18 protein-coding genes are annotated in these 19,236 nt (G+C 63.0%); 15 read left to right on the forward strand and 3 right to left on the reverse strand.

Annotated features, from left to right (window positions below; genetic code table 11):
- Window positions 1-18: 18 nt before the first annotated feature.
- Window positions 19-1,476 (reverse strand): hypothetical protein, encoded by a 1,458-nt coding sequence (locus tag P9236_RS13905; RefSeq protein ID WP_278075194.1) that lies wholly within the window; start codon window positions 1,474-1,476, stop codon window positions 19-21.
- A gap of 330 nt (window positions 1,477-1,806) precedes the next feature.
- On the opposite strand from P9236_RS13905, the gene P9236_RS13910 reads away from it, so the two are divergent.
- The 14 genes from P9236_RS13910 (at window position 1,807) to P9236_RS13975 (ending at window position 14,807) form a co-directional block, all read left to right on the forward strand.
- Window positions 1,807-2,037: a hypothetical protein gene (locus tag P9236_RS13910; RefSeq protein WP_278075195.1), complete on the forward strand. Its 231-nt coding sequence runs from the start codon at window positions 1,807-1,809 to the stop codon at window positions 2,035-2,037.
- 232 nt (window positions 2,038-2,269) lie between these two features.
- Window positions 2,270-3,379, forward strand: coding sequence for a DUF3578 domain-containing protein (locus P9236_RS13915; RefSeq protein ID WP_278075196.1), 1,110 nt, complete (start codon window positions 2,270-2,272; stop codon window positions 3,377-3,379).
- A 24-nt stretch (window positions 3,380-3,403) separates the two neighbouring features.
- Window positions 3,404-3,991, forward strand: a complete 588-nt coding sequence (locus tag P9236_RS13920) for a hypothetical protein (protein ID WP_278075197.1) — start codon at window positions 3,404-3,406, stop codon at window positions 3,989-3,991.
- A gap of 49 nt (window positions 3,992-4,040) precedes the next feature.
- A complete protein-coding gene (locus P9236_RS13925; RefSeq protein WP_278075198.1) occupies window positions 4,041-4,616 on the forward strand; it encodes a hypothetical protein in 576 nt (191 codons plus the stop codon).
- A 286-nt stretch (window positions 4,617-4,902) separates the two neighbouring features.
- The gene (locus tag P9236_RS13930; RefSeq protein ID WP_278075199.1) at window positions 4,903-5,607 is read left to right on the forward strand and encodes a DUF2161 family putative PD-(D/E)XK-type phosphodiesterase; all 705 of its coding nucleotides are present in this window, start codon (window positions 4,903-4,905) and stop codon (window positions 5,605-5,607) included.
- Between the two features lie 115 nt (window positions 5,608-5,722).
- Complete coding sequence (locus P9236_RS13935) at window positions 5,723-6,454, forward strand: FadR/GntR family transcriptional regulator (RefSeq protein ID WP_278075200.1); 732 nt, start codon at window positions 5,723-5,725, stop codon at window positions 6,452-6,454.
- On the forward strand, window positions 6,451-7,653 hold the full coding sequence (locus P9236_RS13940; RefSeq protein WP_278075201.1) for a PLP-dependent transferase: 1,203 nt from the start codon (window positions 6,451-6,453) through the stop codon (window positions 7,651-7,653). The genes P9236_RS13935 and P9236_RS13940 overlap by 4 nt, the downstream gene beginning before the upstream one ends.
- 25 nt (window positions 7,654-7,678) lie before the next feature.
- Window positions 7,679-8,956, forward strand: coding sequence for a sugar ABC transporter substrate-binding protein (locus P9236_RS13945; protein ID WP_278075202.1), 1,278 nt, complete (start codon window positions 7,679-7,681; stop codon window positions 8,954-8,956).
- A gap of 230 nt (window positions 8,957-9,186) precedes the next feature.
- A complete protein-coding gene (locus P9236_RS13950) occupies window positions 9,187-10,110 on the forward strand; it encodes a sugar ABC transporter permease (RefSeq protein ID WP_278075203.1) in 924 nt (307 codons plus the stop codon).
- Complete coding sequence (locus tag P9236_RS13955; protein ID WP_278075204.1) at window positions 10,110-10,958, forward strand: carbohydrate ABC transporter permease; 849 nt, start codon at window positions 10,110-10,112, stop codon at window positions 10,956-10,958. The genes P9236_RS13950 and P9236_RS13955 overlap by 1 nt, the downstream gene beginning before the upstream one ends.
- Before the next feature lie 3 nt (window positions 10,959-10,961).
- Complete coding sequence (ugpC, locus tag P9236_RS13960) at window positions 10,962-12,029, forward strand: sn-glycerol-3-phosphate ABC transporter ATP-binding protein UgpC (RefSeq protein ID WP_278075205.1); 1,068 nt, start codon at window positions 10,962-10,964, stop codon at window positions 12,027-12,029.
- 71 nt (window positions 12,030-12,100) lie between these two features.
- Entirely contained in the window at window positions 12,101-12,586 is a 486-nt protein-coding gene (locus P9236_RS13965; protein WP_278075206.1) for a hypothetical protein, read from the forward strand.
- Between the two features lie 187 nt (window positions 12,587-12,773).
- On the forward strand, window positions 12,774-14,213 hold the full coding sequence (locus P9236_RS13970; protein ID WP_278075207.1) for an aldehyde dehydrogenase family protein: 1,440 nt from the start codon (window positions 12,774-12,776) through the stop codon (window positions 14,211-14,213).
- A gap of 12 nt (window positions 14,214-14,225) precedes the next feature.
- The gene (locus P9236_RS13975) at window positions 14,226-14,807 is read left to right on the forward strand and encodes a DUF1349 domain-containing protein (RefSeq protein ID WP_278075208.1); all 582 of its coding nucleotides are present in this window, start codon (window positions 14,226-14,228) and stop codon (window positions 14,805-14,807) included.
- A gap of 27 nt (window positions 14,808-14,834) precedes the next feature.
- Here P9236_RS13975 and P9236_RS13980 read toward each other — a convergent pair whose 3' ends face one another.
- Together P9236_RS13980 and P9236_RS13985 are read right to left on the reverse strand one after the other, a co-directional pair.
- The gene (locus tag P9236_RS13980) at window positions 14,835-15,884 is read right to left on the reverse strand and encodes a glycosyltransferase (protein WP_278075303.1); all 1,050 of its coding nucleotides are present in this window, start codon (window positions 15,882-15,884) and stop codon (window positions 14,835-14,837) included.
- Window positions 15,885-16,194: 310 nt separating this feature from the next.
- Window positions 16,195-16,974, reverse strand: a complete 780-nt coding sequence (locus P9236_RS13985) for a helix-turn-helix transcriptional regulator (protein WP_278075209.1) — start codon at window positions 16,972-16,974, stop codon at window positions 16,195-16,197.
- 110 nt (window positions 16,975-17,084) lie between these two features.
- Between P9236_RS13985 and P9236_RS13990 the strand changes: the two genes are divergently transcribed.
- Complete coding sequence (locus P9236_RS13990; RefSeq protein WP_278075210.1) at window positions 17,085-19,226, forward strand: hydantoinase/oxoprolinase family protein; 2,142 nt, start codon at window positions 17,085-17,087, stop codon at window positions 19,224-19,226.
- Window positions 19,227-19,236 lie beyond the last annotated feature (10 nt).

Consider the following 19,236-nt stretch of genomic DNA (forward strand, 5'->3'; position numbering starts at 1 on the left):
GGGGGCGACCGGAGCACTCTAGTGTGCCTTGGCCTCCATAGGATTTTCCTCTCGTGCGCGGCGTTCGCCTTCGGCAACCGCTGCCACAAGGTCTATAGGTTCGGAGGTGATGGTCTCCTGAGCCGCCGCAAGGCGGGCTTCGAGATCGGCTATGCGACGGGCAATATCCGAGCGCGGGTGTAGGATAGCGCGGTCCCTTGTACGCTCCGCGTTCTTCTGGGCGATCTCGGCGGCGCGGCGCTGGACAGCTATCTCGGCCTTGCCCCTCTCGATTTCATCGCGCAGCTTCAGCGCAGCCCGGTCCTCGGCGATGGCGATCAGCGCCTCTTCGCGGGACTTGCCTTGCACCCGCGTCAGATGGGCGAGCTTTCGTTCCTCGTGGCTGTCGAGGCCTTCAATGGCCTGTTCCTGCCGGCGCTTCTGGTAGGCCTTCAGGAGGTCACCGTGCCAGCGGGCGAGGAACTTGCAATCCGGGGCGACAGGGGCTTCGGGGCGCTTCATCCAGCCAAACACCAGCCTACGCAGCCGGGAGAAGTTCATCACGACCCATTCGATGTAATCGTGGCACCCTTCGGGGTCGCGCTGGTCCCATTTTTTGACGATGGCCGCGTTGATGATGCCGAGTTGTTCGCGGGTCCACGCCGTGGCGAACACGCCGGGTTGGTCGCCATAGGCGGTTTCGAAGGCGGCGCGATAGGTCTTTTCTAATGCACTGGCAGTCAAAGGGGGGGCGGGCGGAACTCGGGGGGTCTCTTTCTTTGCCGGGGTAGAGGAGAGCGCCGGACGTTGGCGGACTCGCACCCGGACAGAAACAGAAGGAGAATTAGAAAAAGAGAAAACCGGCTCCCGGTCGCCGACAGGTGACCGGTAATATGTTTCCTCTTTTTTTGCTTCTTCTTTTTCTAGTTCTTCTTTTGTGGTGGACATCCGTGTCCACTCAGAGTGGACATCAGTGTCGCCTCGTGAGTGGACATCCGTGTCCACTCTCTGATGAGGGTGTGTCCAGAGCGTCGAAACGGGCATCGGCTTGGGGGGATTATTCTCTCGCCTGTTGTCGGCGGCCTTTTTCGCGGCTTGCTTGCGCTTTTCCGCTGGCAACTGTGCATCTGGCCCCGGTGTCCAGTTGGGGTTCGGTGTGATCTTCAAACCCCTGCCGGTTTGTTTCACCGCGATGAAGCGACCCCCTTCGAGATCGCCGACGATGCGCTGAAGCTGGCGCTTGCTGTAGCCGGTTCCCTTCGTCTTGGCGTCCGGGTCGCCGTGCTCAAGCCTGTAATAAGAGGTCAAGAGGTACTCCCGGCCCATGTCGACGGACTGGCTGAAGACGTGGTGCAACACCTTTTCTTGGGGAGCCGTCAGGTAAGGAGACATCATGCGTGGGATGCCGCGCATGATGTCCCGTTGCTGCTGGTAGTCATAAGGCGCTTTGCGGGCATCGTCGGATTGCGGGCGTGAATAGGCTAGGCGAGGGGACATGATCGTATACCGTGGTTGGTGTGACGGCGGTGCGGGCCTCCCAACCACGGAAATGAGCCGCACCGCCGTCGTTAAAGCTCACGCGGCGCAGCGTGAACCAGCGCGCCCCCTTTATACAGCAACTCCGGTTCGGCTTGAAGAGTAGTCTGCTGGTCAAACAAGCAGAAAGCTTGCAACAAGTTTCAAAATCTCCGTGTTGACGAAGACACTGTATGCTGCTGGACAATGTAGAGCACAAATATGCGGGCCTACATGACTTCCGTAGACCTATTGCTATTCATCGAACCCGTCCTAGACTCCGGCCGTGATCAAAACGAACGGGGATTTCCGATGACGACAATGGACATGGGTATACTGGCGGGTGCGCTATGGGTCGGCGGTGGCCTGCTCTTCATTCAGGGCATCGTCACCAATCGCGACGCCAGCCCGGCCGTCGCGGCGAACTCCCGCGCCGTGGTGGAAGACCTTCACCGGGGCCGGCCGGCCGCATTGGTCGCGGCGGTGCTGTTCTTGGCTGTCTGGCCTGCCGTCTGGATTGGCGCGCACGTCGTGCGCCGTTGATTTTTTGCACCCAGTTTCAAAAGCGCCTGCCGTGCTGCATTCATCGACCATAGCCGACGATCACGGCTGCATGCTGGCCCGGCTCAAAGCCGCCCACGCGTTCGTTGTGGGACTTGTGGTCGAAGATGCGGTCTGTGTGCGTATCGTCTTTAGACTAGGCTTCGATATAAAGTGTTTCGAAGGTTAGGTGCTGCGCCTGTGATCGAAGGAAGCACAAGCTAAGGGGGACGCTTTGCACGAGGCACTGGAACGTATCTGCCAACTTCAACTTGAATACTCGGCAGAGAATACGCCAGCGATGCAGGAACGCGGCCGGCTGGTGCGAAGTGATCTTAAGGCGGAAGTTGAGAAGCTCGGCCCTCGTCTGGCTGGGGCGTTGGGGCGGTTCGGTGACGATCTCCTCGTGGATGCCTCGGATGGCATTGGGCGAAAGACAGAGCTTCCTTGGGTAAGGTTCTGCTCACGCAGAATGTCGCCGAGCCCGACCGAAGGCTTCTACTGCGTGGTGCACTTCTCGACAGATGGGACAGCAGTGCACGTGACGGTCGGGTGCGGCTCTTCCCGCTTCCATAAAGGAAGCTCGGTCCCGCTTCCAGATCATGAATTGGACGCACAAACTGCTTGGGCGCGACAGGTTGTGATCGAGGAGTTCGGGACGTTGGTGCCGTTTGACGACCCCGCCGATTTCGGTGCCAGACGACCACTGCCGATTTCATTCCAGCGAGCCACAGCTATTTCTCGTCGTGTTGCATATTCCGACATCCGTGCCACGAACTTTGGGGAACTACTCGATCAGGCCGCACAACGTCTCCGTCCTATCTACGTTGCCCAAGCTATCGGACGCGATCTCACCGATGCCGATCAACGCGAGCTAGAAATTGCTGCGGCTCTAAACCCGCTAGATCGGCCATCTGGCCGACAAGGATATGGGCTGTCCGCACCGGCTAGAAAAGCGGTTGAGAAACGGGCGATGGATGTGGCTTCGCAGTTCTTACGCGCCAGTAGCTATGTGGTCCGAGACACATCGGCCTCAAGCCCCTTCGACTTCGAGGCGACGTTGAACGGCACGCGCATAAAGGTCGAGGTCAAAGGCACGACAAGCGACCGAGCCGATGGCATCCTCATGACCGCGAACGAAGTCGCACTTCATCGGAGCGAGAAAGGAAACACCGCTCTCATCATCGTGTCGAGCATTCGGTTGTCGGAGCAAAACGGTGCCTATTCCTGCTCCGGCGGCAATGTGGAATGGTTACTCGGATGGGACATTGATGAGTGGCTCCACGAGCCGACAGCGTTTCGCGTGACCCGTCCCGCGCTGACGAAGAGCCTGACCAAGTCATAAGATAGCGCCTGCTGGAGGAGCGAAGTGTTCATTACTCTCTACGACGCACCGGAGAAGCGCCGACGTCATGCCGAGGGCGGGATCGAGCACAAATTCACTGAAGCCGCCGTGATGCTCGCCTTTGCGTCGCACCTTCTCACGCTATCGACGGGCGGGTGTGTCATCAGCATTCACCCTGATGGCGAGCATGCCAAGATATTCGATATTGCAGCGTTTCTCTTGGCGCGAGGATTTGTTCGAGAGCAGGCGATTGGCACCACGCCATACGGCGGCCGATATCGACGGGCCGAACACACAATCATTGTGAACCCAAGCTCGGGCCGTGGAGATGTTGTCGGTGAAATTGACGGTCGCCGAGTGGTCGCCGAGTGCAAAGGCGGCACGATCAATTCAACCCACGCCGGTCAAAAGAGTCGTCTGCGCAAGGGTCTAGCTGAACTGGTCGGACAGCTAATGGTGCGCGAGCCAGCGAACGAACGCCAAGTGGCAGTGCTGCCGTATACGACAGAAGTGGAGCGGCTAAGCCTAAAGCTTGCTCCTCGCTGCAAGATAGCTGGCATCGAGATTGCGTTGGTGCATGCTGATGGCACTGTAAGTTACGTCCCCGGATAGCGACGAGAAGACTTCGATTTTGCACCCGGTTTCAAAAAATGGTACACAAATGCGGTACATCAAGTTGCCGAAACAACGCAAAGCCTATTGTTTTTACTGTGCTTTTCGGAAGGTGGTTGGTCTCCGATTGGCTCCACCAAACAGTCCTTCTATCATGTTCGGCTTCGTGGCATTCGCGCTCGCCGCCTGCCAGTCGGCTCCCGAGACGACGCCTCCCCCTCCGCCGCAACCTGCTCCGGCTGTCGTCGCGGCGCCTGCGTCCCCCGATTTGGCTGTCTTGGACCAAACCGTGGCGATCACGCCTCCCGGCAAGGGCGTTCCGGCCAGATATGCCGCATTTTCAGGCATATGGGCCGGACGGCTGGATGGCATGTATGAAGGCAAGCTGGCCGTGCTGACGGTTTCTTCCGGCGGTCAGGTGACGGTCAGCTATGCGTGGGGTGATGTAGCCGACTACAAGCCGGGGGTTGCCGACGGCGCCGGCAGGATTGTCGGAAACACATTGAAGCTTGGGCGCTTGCCGAATGGCGCGGACGCCACCTTTACGATGCAGCCCGACGGAACGCTGGCGGCCACCTATGCGCTTGCCGGCCAAACCTATTCAGGCTCGTTCGCCAGGCAATAATCCACGGAGCCTGCTCGGCAATCGACAGGAACTTCCCCTCGGATTGACCCAGTGCCGTCTCTTCCAACAGCAGGTCGTCGCTAAAGCATGTCTCCCGAAAGTGGGAACCGGTTTCGGGATAAAGACACGCGTAAAATCAAAACCTAAAGCGCATGGAGCGAACCTGAAAGATCGCGACGCGCTTTGCTCTGTCAGGCGTCGGTCCGCACGCGGATCCGGCGAACAGCGGCGGCACCTCACCTCCCTGTGCTGGGTCGGCTAGCCGCGAATCGGTTATGCCTATGCCATGCAGGAAACATCCCTCTATGCCCCGGTGAAGCGGTTCCTCGAGAGCCTGGACTTCACCGTCAAGGGCGAAGTCGGCGGCTGCGACATCGTCGGGCTGCGCGAAGGCGAGCCGCCCGTGGTTGTCATCTGCGAGCTGAAGCTGCAGTTCAACCTCGAGCTCGTGCTGCAGGGCGTCGATCGCGCGGCGGCCTGCGACGAGGTCTGGCTCGCCGCCCGGATGTCGGCGCGCGGCAAGGGCCGCGAGCACGACCGCCGTTTTCGCGCGCTCTGCCGGCGGCTTGGCTTCGGCCTGCTGGCGGTCGACGAAAAGGGCAAGGTCGAGCTGCTGCTCAGCCCGGCCGCCGTGCCGCCCCGGCGCGACCCGAGGCGCCGCTCGCGCCTGGTCGAGGAACATCACCGCCGCAAGGGCGACCCGTCCATCGGCGGCAGCACGCGGCGAAAGCCCATCATGACCGCCTACCGCCAGGAGGCGATCGCCTGCGCCGCCGCCATGGCAGACGGCCCGAAGCGGCCGCGCGACCTCAAGGCTCTTTCGCCGCGCGCGGCCAGCATCCTGCTGCACAATTACTATGGCTGGTTCGCCAGGGCGGAGCGCGGCATCTACGCGCTGACCGAAGCCGGCCACGCCGCCATGCAATCGCATAGGGGTATGGAGGCTTCGCTGCAGGTCGCACCGCATCAGACCGATCAGGTCGGCGCGTGAGCGGCCAAGCTGCCTCGATCTGGAGTCCAATGAAAATACGCAACGGCTTGGTTGACACGCCTCTTCGTTCGTGCAGAAATTGGTTGGACCATTGAACCACTTTAGGCCCGCCGGCGTGACAGACAGTCTTCCGCCCATCCAGACGACCGCCCGCGATGACGCGGTGCTGAAGGCGTTGGCCGGCTTCGTCAGGCAAGAGGCGCTTGGGCCCGGCGAAAAACTTCCGACCGAGCGTATCCTGGCCGAGCGTCTCAAGGTCAGCCGCAACACGGTGCGCGAGGCTTTGACGCGCTGGGAGGGCCTAGGCCTCGTCGAGCGGCGGCAGGGCAGCGGCACCTATCTCAAGGCCGCCGTCTCGCCCGACATGCTGCACATGCCGCTGACGCTTGCCCGCGGCAACGATTTCGCCGGCCTGATGTGCACGCTGGAAATCCGCCGCGCCCTGGAGGCCGAGGCAGCCGCGCTCTGCGCCATTCGCGCCGGCAAGGCCGAGCTCGTCGAGATCGAGCGCAAGCTGGACATCATGGAAGAGGCCTTCCGCACCCGTGACGGCATGTCCTCGGAGGAGGACTGGGAATTCCACCAGGCGATCTTCCGCGCCTCCGGCAATCCGCTGTTCGAGCAGATCATCGCCGCCATGTACGAGCTGTTCCATCGCTTTTGGGAACATCCGCTCGGCGTGCTCGACTTCGGCCATGCCAGCTTTCCCTATCACCGCACCATTTTCGACTGCATCGCCGCGCACGACCCGGAGGGAGCCCGCGCCGAGGCGCTGAAGCTCATCGCCACCGTCGAGGATGACCTGAAGCGCGGCGCTGCCAACCTCAAACTTTCGGACCGCAAATGAACGAGCACCCGACCGCTTTCGACCCGGCCCCTCTGGCCAGCGACTATCTCGGCGAGGCGGCGACGCTTCTGGCGCATGACGATCCGTTCCCCGGCGGCGCGGTGGTGCCGCCGATCTACCAGACTTCGCTGTTCACCTTCGATAACTATGCCGACATGGCCGATACCTTCGCCGGCCGCCGCCGCCAGCCGATCTATTCGCGCGGCGACAATCCGACGGTGATGGAATTCGAGGCGCGCGTCGCAGCACTTGAAGGCGCAGAAGCCGCGCGCGGCTTTTCCAGCGGCATGGCGGCGATCAGCGCCACCGTGCTCGCCTTTGTCGGCGCCGGCGAACGCATCGTTGCGGTGCGCAACTGCTATGGCGACGCCTACCGTCTGTTCGAGCGGCTGTTTCCGCGTCTCAACATCAAGGTCGACTATGTCGACGGCTCCGATCCAGACGCGGTAGCCGCGGCGCTGCCAGGCGCCAAGCTGCTCTATCTCGAAAGTCCGACCTCGATGATGTTCGAGCTGCAGGACATTGAGCATCTGACGCGGCTGGCGAAGGAACATGGCATCGTCACTTCCATCGACAATTCCTGGGCGACGCCTGTCTTCCAGAAGCCGATCGCACACGGCGTCGATCTCGTGCTGCATTCGGCCTCGAAATATCTCGGCGGCCACAGCGACACCGTCGCCGGCGTGGTGGCGGGCTCGGCCGCCCATATCAGGCATATCAACGAGCAGACCTACTCCTCGCTCGGCGGCAAGCTCTCGCCCTTCGAAGGCTGGCTTTTGCTGCGCGGCCTGCGCACGCTGCCGCTGAGATTGCCGCATCACATGAAGAGCGGGCTGACCCTTGCCGAGCGGCTCAAGGCGCATGGCCAGGTCGAGAGGGTCAATCACCCCGCCTATTCCAATCATCCCGGCAAGAAGACGCTTGCCGGCTATGCCGGGCTGTTCTCCTTCGAGGTCACGGAGGATGTCGACATTCCGGCTTTCGTCGACGCGCTGAAGCTCTTCCGCATCGGCGTCAGCTGGGGCGGCCATGAAAGCCTGGTCGTGCCGGCAAAGGCCTCGCTCGAGCAGACGCCGGGTCTGAATTCGATGGCGCGCTTCGGCGTCAGCCCCCGAACCATCCGCTTCAATGTCGGATTGGAAAATGTCGAGGATCTCTGGGCCGACATCGCCCAGGCCTTCGACAAGTCAAAAAAATAAGATGTTCAAAATGGGAGTTCCGAACATGAAAAGACTGACATTCATGCTTGCCGCCGTTGCCGGTCTGGCGATTTCCGCGGGAACCGCGATGGCCGATACCACCATCAAGATGGTCGAGGTCATCACAAGCCCGCCGCGCACCGAATTCCTGAAGAAGCAGCTCGCTGAATTCGAGCAGGCCAATCCCGGCATCAAGGTCGAGCTCGTCTCGCTGCCTTGGGGCCAGGCCTTCGAAAAATTCCTGACCATGGTGCAGGCCGGCGATACACCCGATGTCGTCGAGATGCCGGAACGCTGGATGGGACTCTATGCCAATAACGGCCAGCTCGAGGATCTCGGTCCCTACATGGCCAAGTGGGACGACGCCAAGACGCTGGGCGACCGCGCCAAGCAGTTCGGCTCGACCGTCAACAACACCCAGTTCATGATCCCCTACGGCTACTATGTGAACGCGCTGTTCTGGAACAAAAAGCTGTTCAAGGAAGCGGGCCTCGATCGGCCGCCGGCCACGCTCGACGAGTTCGTCGAGTTCTCCAAGAAGATCTCGGCCATCCCAGGCAAATACGGCTACTGCCTGCGCGGCGGCCCCGGCGCCTTCAACGGCATGCACATGTTCATGAACATCGCCGACGGCAAGGGCGGCTACTTCACTGACGACGGCACCTCGACCATCAATGACGAGGGCTCGGTCAAGGGCCTGCAGATGCTGGCCGACATGTACAAGAACGGCCTGGCACCGAAGGACGCCGTGAGCTGGGGCTTCAACGAAACGGTGACCGGCTTCTATTCCGGCACCTGCGCCATGCTCAACCAGGACCCGGACGCGCTGCTCGGCATCGCCGACAAGATGAGCGCCGACGACTTCGCCGTCGCGCCGCTCCCCGTTGGCCCGAGCGGCAAATCCTATCCGACGCTGGGCTATGCCGGCTGGGCGATGTTCGCCAACTCCCAGCACAAGGACGAAACCTGGAAGCTGATGGCGACGCTCTTGTCGCCGAAGGACAATCTGGAATGGGCCAAGGAAGTCGGCGTCATCCCGATCCACAACGGCGCCGATCAGGATGCCCATTTCAAGACCGAGCAGTTCAAGGGCTGGTTCACCGAGCTCAGCGACAGCTCCAAATATGAAATGGTGACGCCGCCGACGCATCTGGAGAACCTCGGCAACTTCGTCGACCAGGTGGCGATCAAGAACTTCCAGGAAGTGCTGCTCGGCCAGAAGCCGGCCAAGCAGGTGGCCGACGAATGGGCCGCGTTCCTGACCAAGGAGCAGCAGGCCTGGCTGGCCAAGAACAAGAAGTGAGCGCAGGCCCTCCCTTCTCCCTGTTTCATGGGGAGAAGGTGGCTCGATAGGGCCGGATGAGGGGCAGCGCCTGCTTCTGAAAATTCGCGCCGCCCCTCATCTGCCTGCCCATCCTCCGCAACAGCTGCGGAGGGCGGACCGAGATTTTCTCCCTGTAGAGCCGGGAGAAGATGCTGTCGCCATCGCCGCATCAAGTCTGCCGCCGCAAGCAGCCAAAGAGTGCCGCCCGTATGACCTACGCAGTGTCCGAAATCCGATCTGCCGCCCGGCCGCGCAGGAAGCGGCTGAGCAAGACGGCGATCGAGCCATGGCTCTATCTTTCGCCGGCTATCGTCCTGCTGGTCGTGGTGCTCTTGGTGCCGCTGATCATCGGCATCAGCTATTCCTTTCGCAAATTCTCGGCCTTCAAATCGGAATATGTCGGGCTCGGCCAGTATCAGGCGATGCTCTCCGACGCCGTGCTCGGCCAGGCGCTGATCAACACGCTTTGGTGGACGGTCGCCAGCCTGTTCTTTCAGTTCTTCCTCGGGCTCGGCCTGGCGCTGTTGCTCGACAAGCCCTTCTATGGCCGCAGGATAGTGCAGGCGGTGGTGTTCCTGCCCTGGGCGGTGCCGTCCTTTCTGTCGGGCCTCACCTGGGCCTGGCTCTTCAACCCGATCATCGGACCGCTGCCGCACTGGCTCTTCGCGCTCGGGCTGAAGGCTGAGCCCACCAATGTGCTGTCCGATCCTGCCACCGCCATGTGGGGACCGATCGTCGCCAACATCTGGTTCGGCATCCCCTTCTTCGCCATCACGCTGCTTGCGGCGCTGAAGTCGATCCCCTCCGAGCTGCACGAGGCGGCGGCCATAGACGGCGCTTCGCCCTGGCAGCGCTTCACCAAGGTGACGCTGCCGTTCCTGGCGCCGACCATCGTCATCACCGTCATGCTGCGCACCATCTGGATCGCTACCTTCGCCGACCTGATCTTCGTCATGACCGAGGGCGGGCCGGCAGGCTCGACCAGCACGGTGCCGGTCTACATCTATGTCAGCGCCTTCAAGTCTCTCGACAAAGGTTATGCGTCCGCCGTCGCGGTGCTGCTGCTTGTCCTGCTGATCGCCTACGCCATTGGGCTGATCGCAATCCGCCGCATGCTTGTGAGGCATGTCTGATGATCGCCGGTCGCTCCACCTCCTCGCGCATCGCCGGCGGCATCGGCCTTTACGCCGCGATCGCCGCCTATGTGATCTTCGCGCTGTTCCCGATCTTTTGGACGCTGAAGATCTCGGTGACGCCCGAGCGCCTGCTCTATTCGGAAGGCATCACCTTCTGGCCGTCCGAAATGACGCTCAAGAACTTCGCCACCGTGCTCGAAGCCTCCGACTTCCCGCGCTATTTCCTGAACAGCGTCATCGTCTCGGTATCGACGGCGGCCCTGGTGACGGTCATTGCCACGCTGGCCGGCTACGCCATGTCGCGCTTCATCTTCCGCGGCAAGGCGACTTTGGCGATCCTGCTTCTGCTGACCCAGACCTTCCCGCTGGTCATGGTCATCCCGCCGATCTACCGCATCATGGGCGATCTCGGCCTGACCAACAGCCTGACCGGCCTGATCATCATCTACACCGCCTTCAACACCGCCTTCGCGACCTTCCTCATGCAGTCCTTCTTCGACGGCATCCCGAAGGACCTGGAGGAGGCGGCGATGATCGATGGCTGCACGCGGGCCCAGGCGATGCGCAGGGTCATCGTTCCGCTCACTCTGCCCGGCATGGGCGCGACGCTCGGCTTCGTCTTCACCGCCGCGTGGAGCGAGTTGCTGTTCGCGCTGATGCTGATCTCCAGCGACGAGCAGAAGACCTTCGCCGTCGGGCTGCTCACCTTCATCGGCAAGTTCGCGGTCGACTGGGGGCAGATGATGGCGGCGTCCATCCTGGCGCTGATCCCGGTCTGCGTCTTCTTCGCCTTCCTGCAACGCTATCTCGTCACCGGCCTCACCGCCGGCGCGGTCAAAGGATAATCGATGGCTTCCGTCACGCTGCAACATGTCGAGAAGGACTATGGCGCGCTGCGCATCCTGCACGGCGTCGATCTCGAGATCGCCGACGGCGAATTCGTCGTGCTGGTCGGCCCGTCCGGCTGCGGCAAGTCCACGCTGCTGCGCATGATCGCCGGCCTGGAGGAGGTCACCGGCGGCGAGATTCGCATCGGCGAGCGCCTGGTGAACGATGTCGCACCCAAGGACCGCGACATCGCCATGGTGTTCCAGTCCTACGCGCTCTACCCGCACATGGACGTCTCCTCGAACATGGGCTTCAGCCTGATGCTGAAGAAGGCCGAGAAGACGACGATCGACGGCAGGGTCGGCGCCGCCGCCAAGCGGCTCGGCCTTGAAAGCTTCCTCGGCCGCCTGCCGCGCCAGCTCTCCGGCGGCCAGCGCCAGCGCGTCGCCATGGGCCGCGCCATCGTGCGCGATCCGAAAGTCTTCCTGTTCGACGAGCCGCTGTCGAACCTCGACGCCAAGCTGCGCGTCCATATGCGCGCCGAGATCAAGGCATTGCACCAGCAGCTCAAGACCACTTCGGTCTATGTCACGCACGACCAGGTCGAGGCGATGACCATGGCCGACCGTATCGTCGTCATGCATGACGGCTATGTGCAGCAGGTCGGTCATCCGCTGGAGCTCTACGATCGCCCGGCCAACACGTTCGTCGCCGGCTTCATCGGCTCGCCGGGCATGAATTTCTTGCCGGCGAAGGTCGCCAAGGGTGGCAAGATCGATGCCGTGCTCGCCGACGGCCAGAAGCTCAGATTGCCGGACGGCCTGCCGCTGAAGGATGGCGACGCGCTCACCGTCGGCCTGCGGCCCGAGCATATCCGACTGGTGGATGACGGCGCGCTGAAGGCCGGGGTCGAGGTGGTCGAACCGCTTGGCCTGTCGACGCAGTTCTATGTTCGGTTCGCCAACCAGCAGGTCTGCGTCTTCGTCATGGGCCGCAGCGACGTAAAGCCGGGCGACACGATCCGCCTCGCCGCCGATCCGGCGGCGTTGCATCTGTTCGACCCGAAGAGCGGCGACCGCATCGGCTAGCTGCCGGGTCGATGCGAGGCTTCCTCGTAAGCTAAAATCGTTCCCGTTGATTCGTCTCGACAGGGAACGGCATGAGCAAGGCTCTCGGCACATTCGCATTGGTCACGGTTCTGAGCGCCTTGCTGATGGCGCTTTCGCTGGCGGTCGCCAGGCACGGCTATCCGTATGGCGCCTTCGGCATGAAGCGCCTCGACGGCATTGCCGATGCGGCGTCCTTCCTCGCCATAGCCGCCATCTATTTCTTCAGCGCGTTGCTGATGATGGTCCTGCCCATCCGCGCCGCCGGCGTCGTGCTCACCCACGCCGCCGATGCGATCTTCTGGGCGACGATCATGCTGTTCGCCACCATCGTCGGCTCGCTTCTCGCCCGCTGGGCCTTCGGCCAGCATGATGTGCTCTGGGCGCTTCTCAACTGGCGCTTCCTGTTCGTCGTGGCGATCGTCGCCGCGCATCTCACCATGAACGAGCTTCGCCGCAACATCCTGCTCAGAAGCCTGTTCTTCGTCATCTTCGCCGCAGCGACGCTGGCCTGCCTGTTCTGGTCGTTCTCCGTCTGAGGCCGACCCTGTCGTGACAGGTGGTCGCGGACGTGGTCGATGGACTTCCACCGCCGCGCTCCTAGGTTTATCGAAGGTCTCGGGTAGACCTTTCAGCGGACAATGCGTATATCATTTGTCTGACAAATGACGGCGCTTTGCCGCTCCAGCCAATCTCGAAGAACAAGCCAATCTCGAAGGAACGAAGATGACCGTGCTGCGCAAGAACCTGATTGACGGCGAGTGGCTGGGCGAGGCCGGCTCGCGCAACATCAACCCGTCGAACACCAATGACGTGGTTGGCGAATACGCCTCGGCCGGGCCGGAGGAGGCAAAACAGGCCATCGCGGCCGCCAAGGCGGCCTTCCCGGCTTGGTCGCGCTCCGGGCCGCTGGCCCGCCACGCCGTGCTGAAGAAGACCTCCGACGAGATCATGGCGCGCAAGGACGAGATCGGCCGGTCTCTCGCCCGCGAGGAAGGCAAGACCTTGGCCGAAGGCGTCGGCGAAACCATCCGTGCGGCGCAGATCTTCGATTTCTTCGCCGGTGAGACGCTGCGCCTTTCGGGCGAGATGGTACCGAGCGTGCGGCCCGGCGTCGGCGTCGAGATGACGCGCGAGGGCGTCGGCGTCGTCGGCATCATCACGCCGTGGAATTTTCCGATCGCCATTCCCGCCTGGAAGATCGCGCCTGCGCTCGCCTACGGCAACACGATCGTCTTCAAGCCGGCCGAACTGGTCCCTGAAAGCGCCTGGACCATCGTCGACATCCTGCATCGCGCCGGCCTGCCCAAGGGCGTGCTCAACCTGGTCATGGGCAAGGGCTCGGTGGTCGGCCAGGCGATGCTCGACAGCCCCGACGTCAACGCCATCTCCTTCACCGGTTCGGTCGGCACGGGCAAACGCGTCGCCGCAGCAAGTGTGGAGCACATGCGCAAGTTCCAGCTCGAGATGGGCGGCAAGAATCCGCTCGTCGTGCTCGACGATGCGGATCTGGGCGTGGCCGTCGATTGCGCGGTCAACGGCGCCTATTTCTCGACTGGACAGCGCTGCACGGCGTCCTCGCGCCTCATCGTCACCGAAGGCATCCATGACCGCTTCGTCGACGCCGTGAAGGAGCGCCTGGACAAGCTGGTGATCGGCGACGCGCTGGATGCCAAGACGCAGATCGGTCCGGTCGTCGACCAGACCCAGCTCAAGCAGGACGAGGACTATATCGCCATCGGCCGCCAGGAAGGCGCCGAACTCGCCTTCGGCGGCGAACGGCTGGAGCGCGGCACGCCAGGCTTCTATCTGCAGCCGGCGCTGTTTGTCGGCTCCAACAATGCGATGCGCATCTCGCGTGAGGAGATTTTCGGCCCGGTGGCCAACGTCATCCGCGTCAAGGACTATGACGAGGCGCTGGCAGTCGCCAACGACACGCCGTTCGGCTTGACCTCCGGCATCTGCACGACCAGCCTGAAGCACGCGACGCATTTCAAGCGCAATTCCGAGGCCGGCATGGTGATGGTCAACCTGCCGACGGCGGGCGTCGACTTCCATGTGCCGTTCGGCGGGCGCAAGGGCTCGAGCTATGGTCCGCGCGAGCAGGGCCGTTACGCCATGGAATTCTACACCACCGTGAAGACGGCCTATACGTTCGCCGGCTGACGCGCGAGCTCGATGATGTCGGATCTTGCCGGAATGACTTGGCTCAACCCGCCGCCGCACCATGCGCTGAGTGACGGGACGCTCCATGTTCGCACCGGCAAGGAGACCGATTTCTGGCGTGAGACCTTCTACGGCTTCCGGCGTGACAATGGCCATTTCCTCTACCGGCCGGTCGCGGGCGACTTTAGCGCCGAGGTCACCGTAAAGGGCGACTACAAGGTGCTTTACGACCAGGCCGGGCTGATGATGCGGCTGAGCGAAACGCACTGGATCAAGGCCGGCATCGAGTACACGGACGGCCTCGCCTATTTTTCCGTCGTCGTCACCAATGACAGGTCCGACTGGTCACTGGTCGCCATTCCCGCGGACCGGGACGGCCTTCGGATCCGCCTGACCCGTCACGCCGAGGCGATCCGCATCCAGTACCGCGATGTCGCGGACGGCCATTGGAAACCGGTGCGGCTAGCCTATTTCCCGACCTCGCGCAGCGTCGATGTCGGCATCATGTGCTGCTCGCCGCAGGGCGAAGGCTTCGAGGCCAGCTTTTCCGACTTTGTGGCTGGTCCGCCGATTTCCAAGAAATTGCACGACTGAGCAAGCGAAAAGCCGGCTTTCCTTTCGTCATCGGACTGCGCCGTCCAGTCCCAGCCCATGGCGCACTGCATCGCGGATCGCTTCCGGCCCGAAACGGGACCATGCGCCGTCATAGGCCCGGGCGCGCAGGCTGACGATACGGGCGCGGTCCTGGCAGAGCTCGATCGCCAGGCGGGCAAGGTCTTCGTCACTCTCGGACAACAGCACCTCTTCGCCCTCGATCAGGCCGAGGCCCTCCACCGCCAGTGGCGTCGCGATGACCGGGATCCCCCAGGCCATCGCTTCGAGTATCTTGATGCGCGTCCCGCCGCCCATGGCGAGCGGGACGATGGTGAGATGAGCGGCCGACAAGAGCGGCCTGACATCGCCGGGGTCCTCGATCAGGCTGACTCCGTCCAGCCCTGCCAGGACGCGAGCGGACGGCTTGGGCGAACGGCCGGCGAGAACGAGCTTCGCCGTGGGCAGCCTCTCGCGGATGCGCGGGAGGATGGCGTGGGCCAACCGTTCGGCCGCGTCGATGTTCGGCTCGTAGCCCAGATGGCCAACATAGAGGATGAGCGGAAAGCCGCCGGAGACGGCAGGCTGTGGCGGCAGCGACTTCGGCATCGCGTCGGGGCGGGGGATGCCGTTCGGCACGACATGGACGGGAATTCGGGGGTGGGCGACCGCTTCCAGCCGCTCTTCGTCCGGCCTCGAGCAGACCCAGATCCGGTCGACGATGGAGGCAGCCTTTTTCTCGAGCGACCTGACGCCGGAGGAAAATGGCCGCCAACTCTTCTTGCGCGGCAGCTGGTCGGCGAGATCCGATTCGACATTGTGCATGTCGAGGATGAGTTGTCGGGCCATCGGCCGCAGAGGTGCTAGAAGCTTGAACAGCGCAACGCCTTCGACGACGATCGTGTCCGGGCGAAAGTCCTGCACGAGCGCCTTGAGGCGCGCCAGCATCGGAAGCGATATCCGGCTCTCGCCTCGGACCCTTCGCCAGCCTAGCGAGGGCGCGCGCTTGTCGGAGTTGTTGCCTAGCTCAACCAGACGGATGTCCAGGCTGTCAGGTTGTGCCTCGCTGGTCCGCGGCACGAGCGACGCCAGGCAAATCGGGCCGAACGCGGCAGCGGCCGTGGCATTGCCGAAATTCCTGAGGTCGCTGCCGGACGTTGGCGGAAAGGGCGGGTCGTGGCAGACAATCAGTGTTCGTCGCAAGCCAGTCTAACCCCGCTCCAGCCGTCGGACGGCATTGTCGAAACGACTCCGGGCTGCATCCCCGTGTTCCCTGCCCAATTCTCAGCGATCTGCCTTAGCCGGACATTTCCGTCAACCCGCGATGCTTGGCCCGCGATGCTTGGCCTTGCGCGATCCTCGCCAGTCCGCGCACCGGCAGGCCCAGAGCCTAGGCCTCCATGCGGTGCTGGAAGAATTGCAGGAACAGCTCTCGCTCGGTGGTGATGTCGAGCTTTTCATAGATGCGGCGGCGGTGGTTCTTCACCGTGCCGACGGTGATGCCGAGCCGCCCGGCGATGTTGGCGGTCGGGTGTCCGGCGAGGATGAGCTGCACCAGCTCGCGCTCGCGCGATGAAAGCTCGGGCCACAGGCTTTCCGGTATTCTGGGTTTCTGCTGCGGCGAGGCGCCGGGACCGGTCGGCTCCGAGGTACGGGAAAAGTCGCTGCCGCGCGCCTTGATGTCCAGCGCATGCAGCGCCTCGAACACCGGCAGCCGTTCGGTAAGCAGCGCGATCTCGCTGTCCTTGAACGACACTTTTGAGCGATCGAGGAAGATGCCGAGGCACCAGTCGCCGCCATCGGCCAGCATGATGCCGACCTCGTCGCAGATCTCCGACTGCGCCAGGAAGCCGGCTATGTACTGGCCGCGCTTGGCTTCCTCGTCGGCAAGGCCCTTGAGCGGCATGATGCCAAGCCGGCGCTCGCGCCGCCACGAGGCGTAGAAGGGATCGAAGACGTAATAATTGTCGAGATAGCGCCGCACCATCTCGTCAGAGAAGCGCCGGTGCTTGACGAATTCCGGCGTCTTGGTCGCCGAATAGCGCGTCACCGTCACCAGATCATGCGCGACGTCGGTGCCGATCAGGTCGATCAGGCAGTCGACATGCCGGTCGGTGCCGGTGGCGGCGATCGCCTTGGCCAGCGGCGCCCAGATATTGCCCATGCGCATGCCCTTTTCTCGGCGAACCCAGCCGCGCGGTCATTGTGTCTTTAGGCATATGGCGCGATCCGGCTCTGGGAATCTAGCCTGTGGTCACTCTCGGCAAGGGAAGGCGACCCGTGGACCAGATCACCACCAACCCCATCGTCATCGGCATCGACGCCGGCGGCACCATGACCGACACGATCCTTGTCGATCAGGACGGCCACTTCAAGATCGGCAAGTCGGCGACGACGCCGAAGAACGAGGCCGAAGGCTTCCTCGCCTCGGCCGAGGACGCGGCCGACGCCTGGGGCATCTCGCTGCAGGACCTGTTCTCGGGCGTCAACGTCGTGCTCTATTCCGGCACCGGCATGCTCAACACGCTTTTGTCGCGCACCGGCCGCAAGCTCGGGCTGATCACCACCAAGGGCCTCGAGGACATGATCCTGATGGGCCGCGGCCTGCAGGCCTGGGCCGATTATTCCTATGCTGATCGCCTGCACGCGGTCACCCATCACCATCCCGATCCGCTGGTGCCGCGCCGCCGCACCCACGGCGTCACCGAGCGCATCGATCAGTTCGGAGACGTCATCCTGCCGCTCTACGAGCACGAGGTGCATGCCGCCGCCAAGAAGCTGATCGCCGACAAGGTCGAGGCGATCTGCATCATGACCATCTTCTCGCACGTCAATCCGGCGCATGAGCAGCGCATCGCCGAGATCTGCCGCGAGGAGATCGCCTCCGCCGGCGCCGATATCCTGGTCTACACCAGCCATGAGGTGCGCCCGGTCATCCGCGAGCAGTCGCGGCTGAACTCGGTTCTGATCGAGGCCTACGCCACCTCGCGCGGCCGCAGGCAGCTCAAGGGCATCGAGGACGTCTCGAAGAAATACGGCTTCAAATATGGCGTGCAGACGCTGCTCTCCTTCGGTGGCCTGACCTCGATCAATCATCCGCGCCTGCACGAGACGATGATCTCCGGCCCGATCGGCGGCATCCTCGGCGCGGCCTATGTCGGCAAGCTGATCGGCAACGACTCGCTGATCTGCTCGGATATGGGCGGCACGTCCTTCGACATGGGCGTGATCACGCGCGGCCAGACGCGGATCGAGAACGAACCGCTGATGGACCGTTTCAAGCTCAACGTGCCGACGCTGCATCTCGACACCATCGGCGCCGGCGCCGGCATGATCTTGAAGGTCGATCCGCTGACGAGAAAAGTCTCGCTCGGGCCGGAAAGCGCTGGCTCCGATCCCGGCCCGATCTGCTTCGCCAAGGGCGGCACCGAGCCCACCATCGCCGACTGCGACGCCATCCTGGGCCGTTTGAACCCGCACTATTTCCTTGGCGGCAAGGTCGTGCTGCAGGTCGAGAAGGCGCGAAAAGCCTTCGAGGAGAAATGCGCCCGCGTGCTCGGCGTCGGCGTCGAGGAAGCCGCGGAAGGCATGATCGACATGCTGGAGGCCGACGCCAACAATGCGCTGCGCCGCGTCATCTCCGGACAGGGAATCCATCCGTCGGAATTCACGCTTTTGTCCTATGGCGGCTCCGGCCCGCTGCATCTTGCCGGCTGCTCCAGGGGCATAGGTTTCAAGGACATCATCACCTTCCAGTTCGCCGCCGCCTTCTCGGCCTTCGGCTGCACCACCGCCGATTTCATGCGCCGCCATTCGGTGTCGACGCAGATCGACATCGGCGCCCGCGCAAGCGATAACGAGTTGGTCGCCTTCGGTGCCAGGGTCACCGCCGTCTGGAGCGACCTGACCAGGGCCGCGATCGACGAGATGGTCGCGGACGGGCATGCGCTTGATAAGATCAAGACCGTGCCGTTCCTGATGATGCGCTACACCGGCCAGCTCGAGGACGTCGAGGTGATGGCGCCCCTGTCGGCGATCAATTCGGCCGAGGACATGCGCAAGGTCATCACCGAGTTCGAGGCGGTCTATGCCAAGGTCAACCACCGCGTCTCGCGCTATGGCGAGGTCGGCTTCTCGATCACCGAGCTCGGGTTGATCGCCACCGCCGACAAGGTGAAGCCGATGCTGGTCAGGCGTCCGCTCGGCAAGTCCGACCCAGCATCGGCTCACAAGGGTATGCGCGAGGCCTATATCGGTGGCCGCTGGCACAAGGCCAATCTCTACGAGATGGACCTGCTTCAGCCCGGCCATGAGGTGATCGGCCCGGCGATCATCGAACATCCGGCGACGACGCTCGTCGTCCATCCGCAGGACCGCGTCTTCGTCGACGAATGGACGCTGCTCCACTACTCCCATGCTTGAGAGGGCGAAC

The organism is Mesorhizobium sp. WSM4884, assembly GCF_029625675.1.
In the GTDB taxonomy this organism is placed as follows: Bacteria; Pseudomonadota; Alphaproteobacteria; order Rhizobiales; family Rhizobiaceae; genus Mesorhizobium.

Bases quoted from the DNA above. Each gene is read 5' to 3' on its own strand.
- P9236_RS13905 (WP_278075194.1), bottom strand. From the start codon at position 1,476: ATGTCCCCTCGCCTAGCCTATTCACGCCCGCAATCCGACGATGCCCGC.
- P9236_RS13910 (WP_278075195.1), top strand. From the start codon at position 1,807: ATGACGACAATGGACATGGGTATACTGGCGGGTGCGCTATGGGTCGGC.
- P9236_RS13925 (WP_278075198.1), top strand. From the start codon at position 4,041: ATGCGGTACATCAAGTTGCCGAAACAACGCAAAGCCTATTGTTTTTAC.
- P9236_RS13930 (WP_278075199.1), top strand. From the start codon at position 4,903: ATGCAGGAAACATCCCTCTATGCCCCGGTGAAGCGGTTCCTCGAGAGC.
- P9236_RS13940 (WP_278075201.1), top strand. From the start codon at position 6,451: ATGAACGAGCACCCGACCGCTTTCGACCCGGCCCCTCTGGCCAGCGAC.
- P9236_RS13945 (WP_278075202.1), top strand. From the start codon at position 7,679: ATGAAAAGACTGACATTCATGCTTGCCGCCGTTGCCGGTCTGGCGATT.
- P9236_RS13950 (WP_278075203.1), top strand. From the start codon at position 9,187: ATGACCTACGCAGTGTCCGAAATCCGATCTGCCGCCCGGCCGCGCAGG.
- P9236_RS13955 (WP_278075204.1), top strand. From the start codon at position 10,110: ATGATCGCCGGTCGCTCCACCTCCTCGCGCATCGCCGGCGGCATCGGC.
- ugpC (WP_278075205.1), top strand. From the start codon at position 10,962: ATGGCTTCCGTCACGCTGCAACATGTCGAGAAGGACTATGGCGCGCTG.
- P9236_RS13965 (WP_278075206.1), top strand. From the start codon at position 12,101: ATGAGCAAGGCTCTCGGCACATTCGCATTGGTCACGGTTCTGAGCGCC.
- P9236_RS13970 (WP_278075207.1), top strand. From the start codon at position 12,774: ATGACCGTGCTGCGCAAGAACCTGATTGACGGCGAGTGGCTGGGCGAG.
- P9236_RS13975 (WP_278075208.1), top strand. From the start codon at position 14,226: ATGATGTCGGATCTTGCCGGAATGACTTGGCTCAACCCGCCGCCGCAC.
- P9236_RS13985 (WP_278075209.1), bottom strand. From the start codon at position 16,974: ATGCGCATGGGCAATATCTGGGCGCCGCTGGCCAAGGCGATCGCCGCC.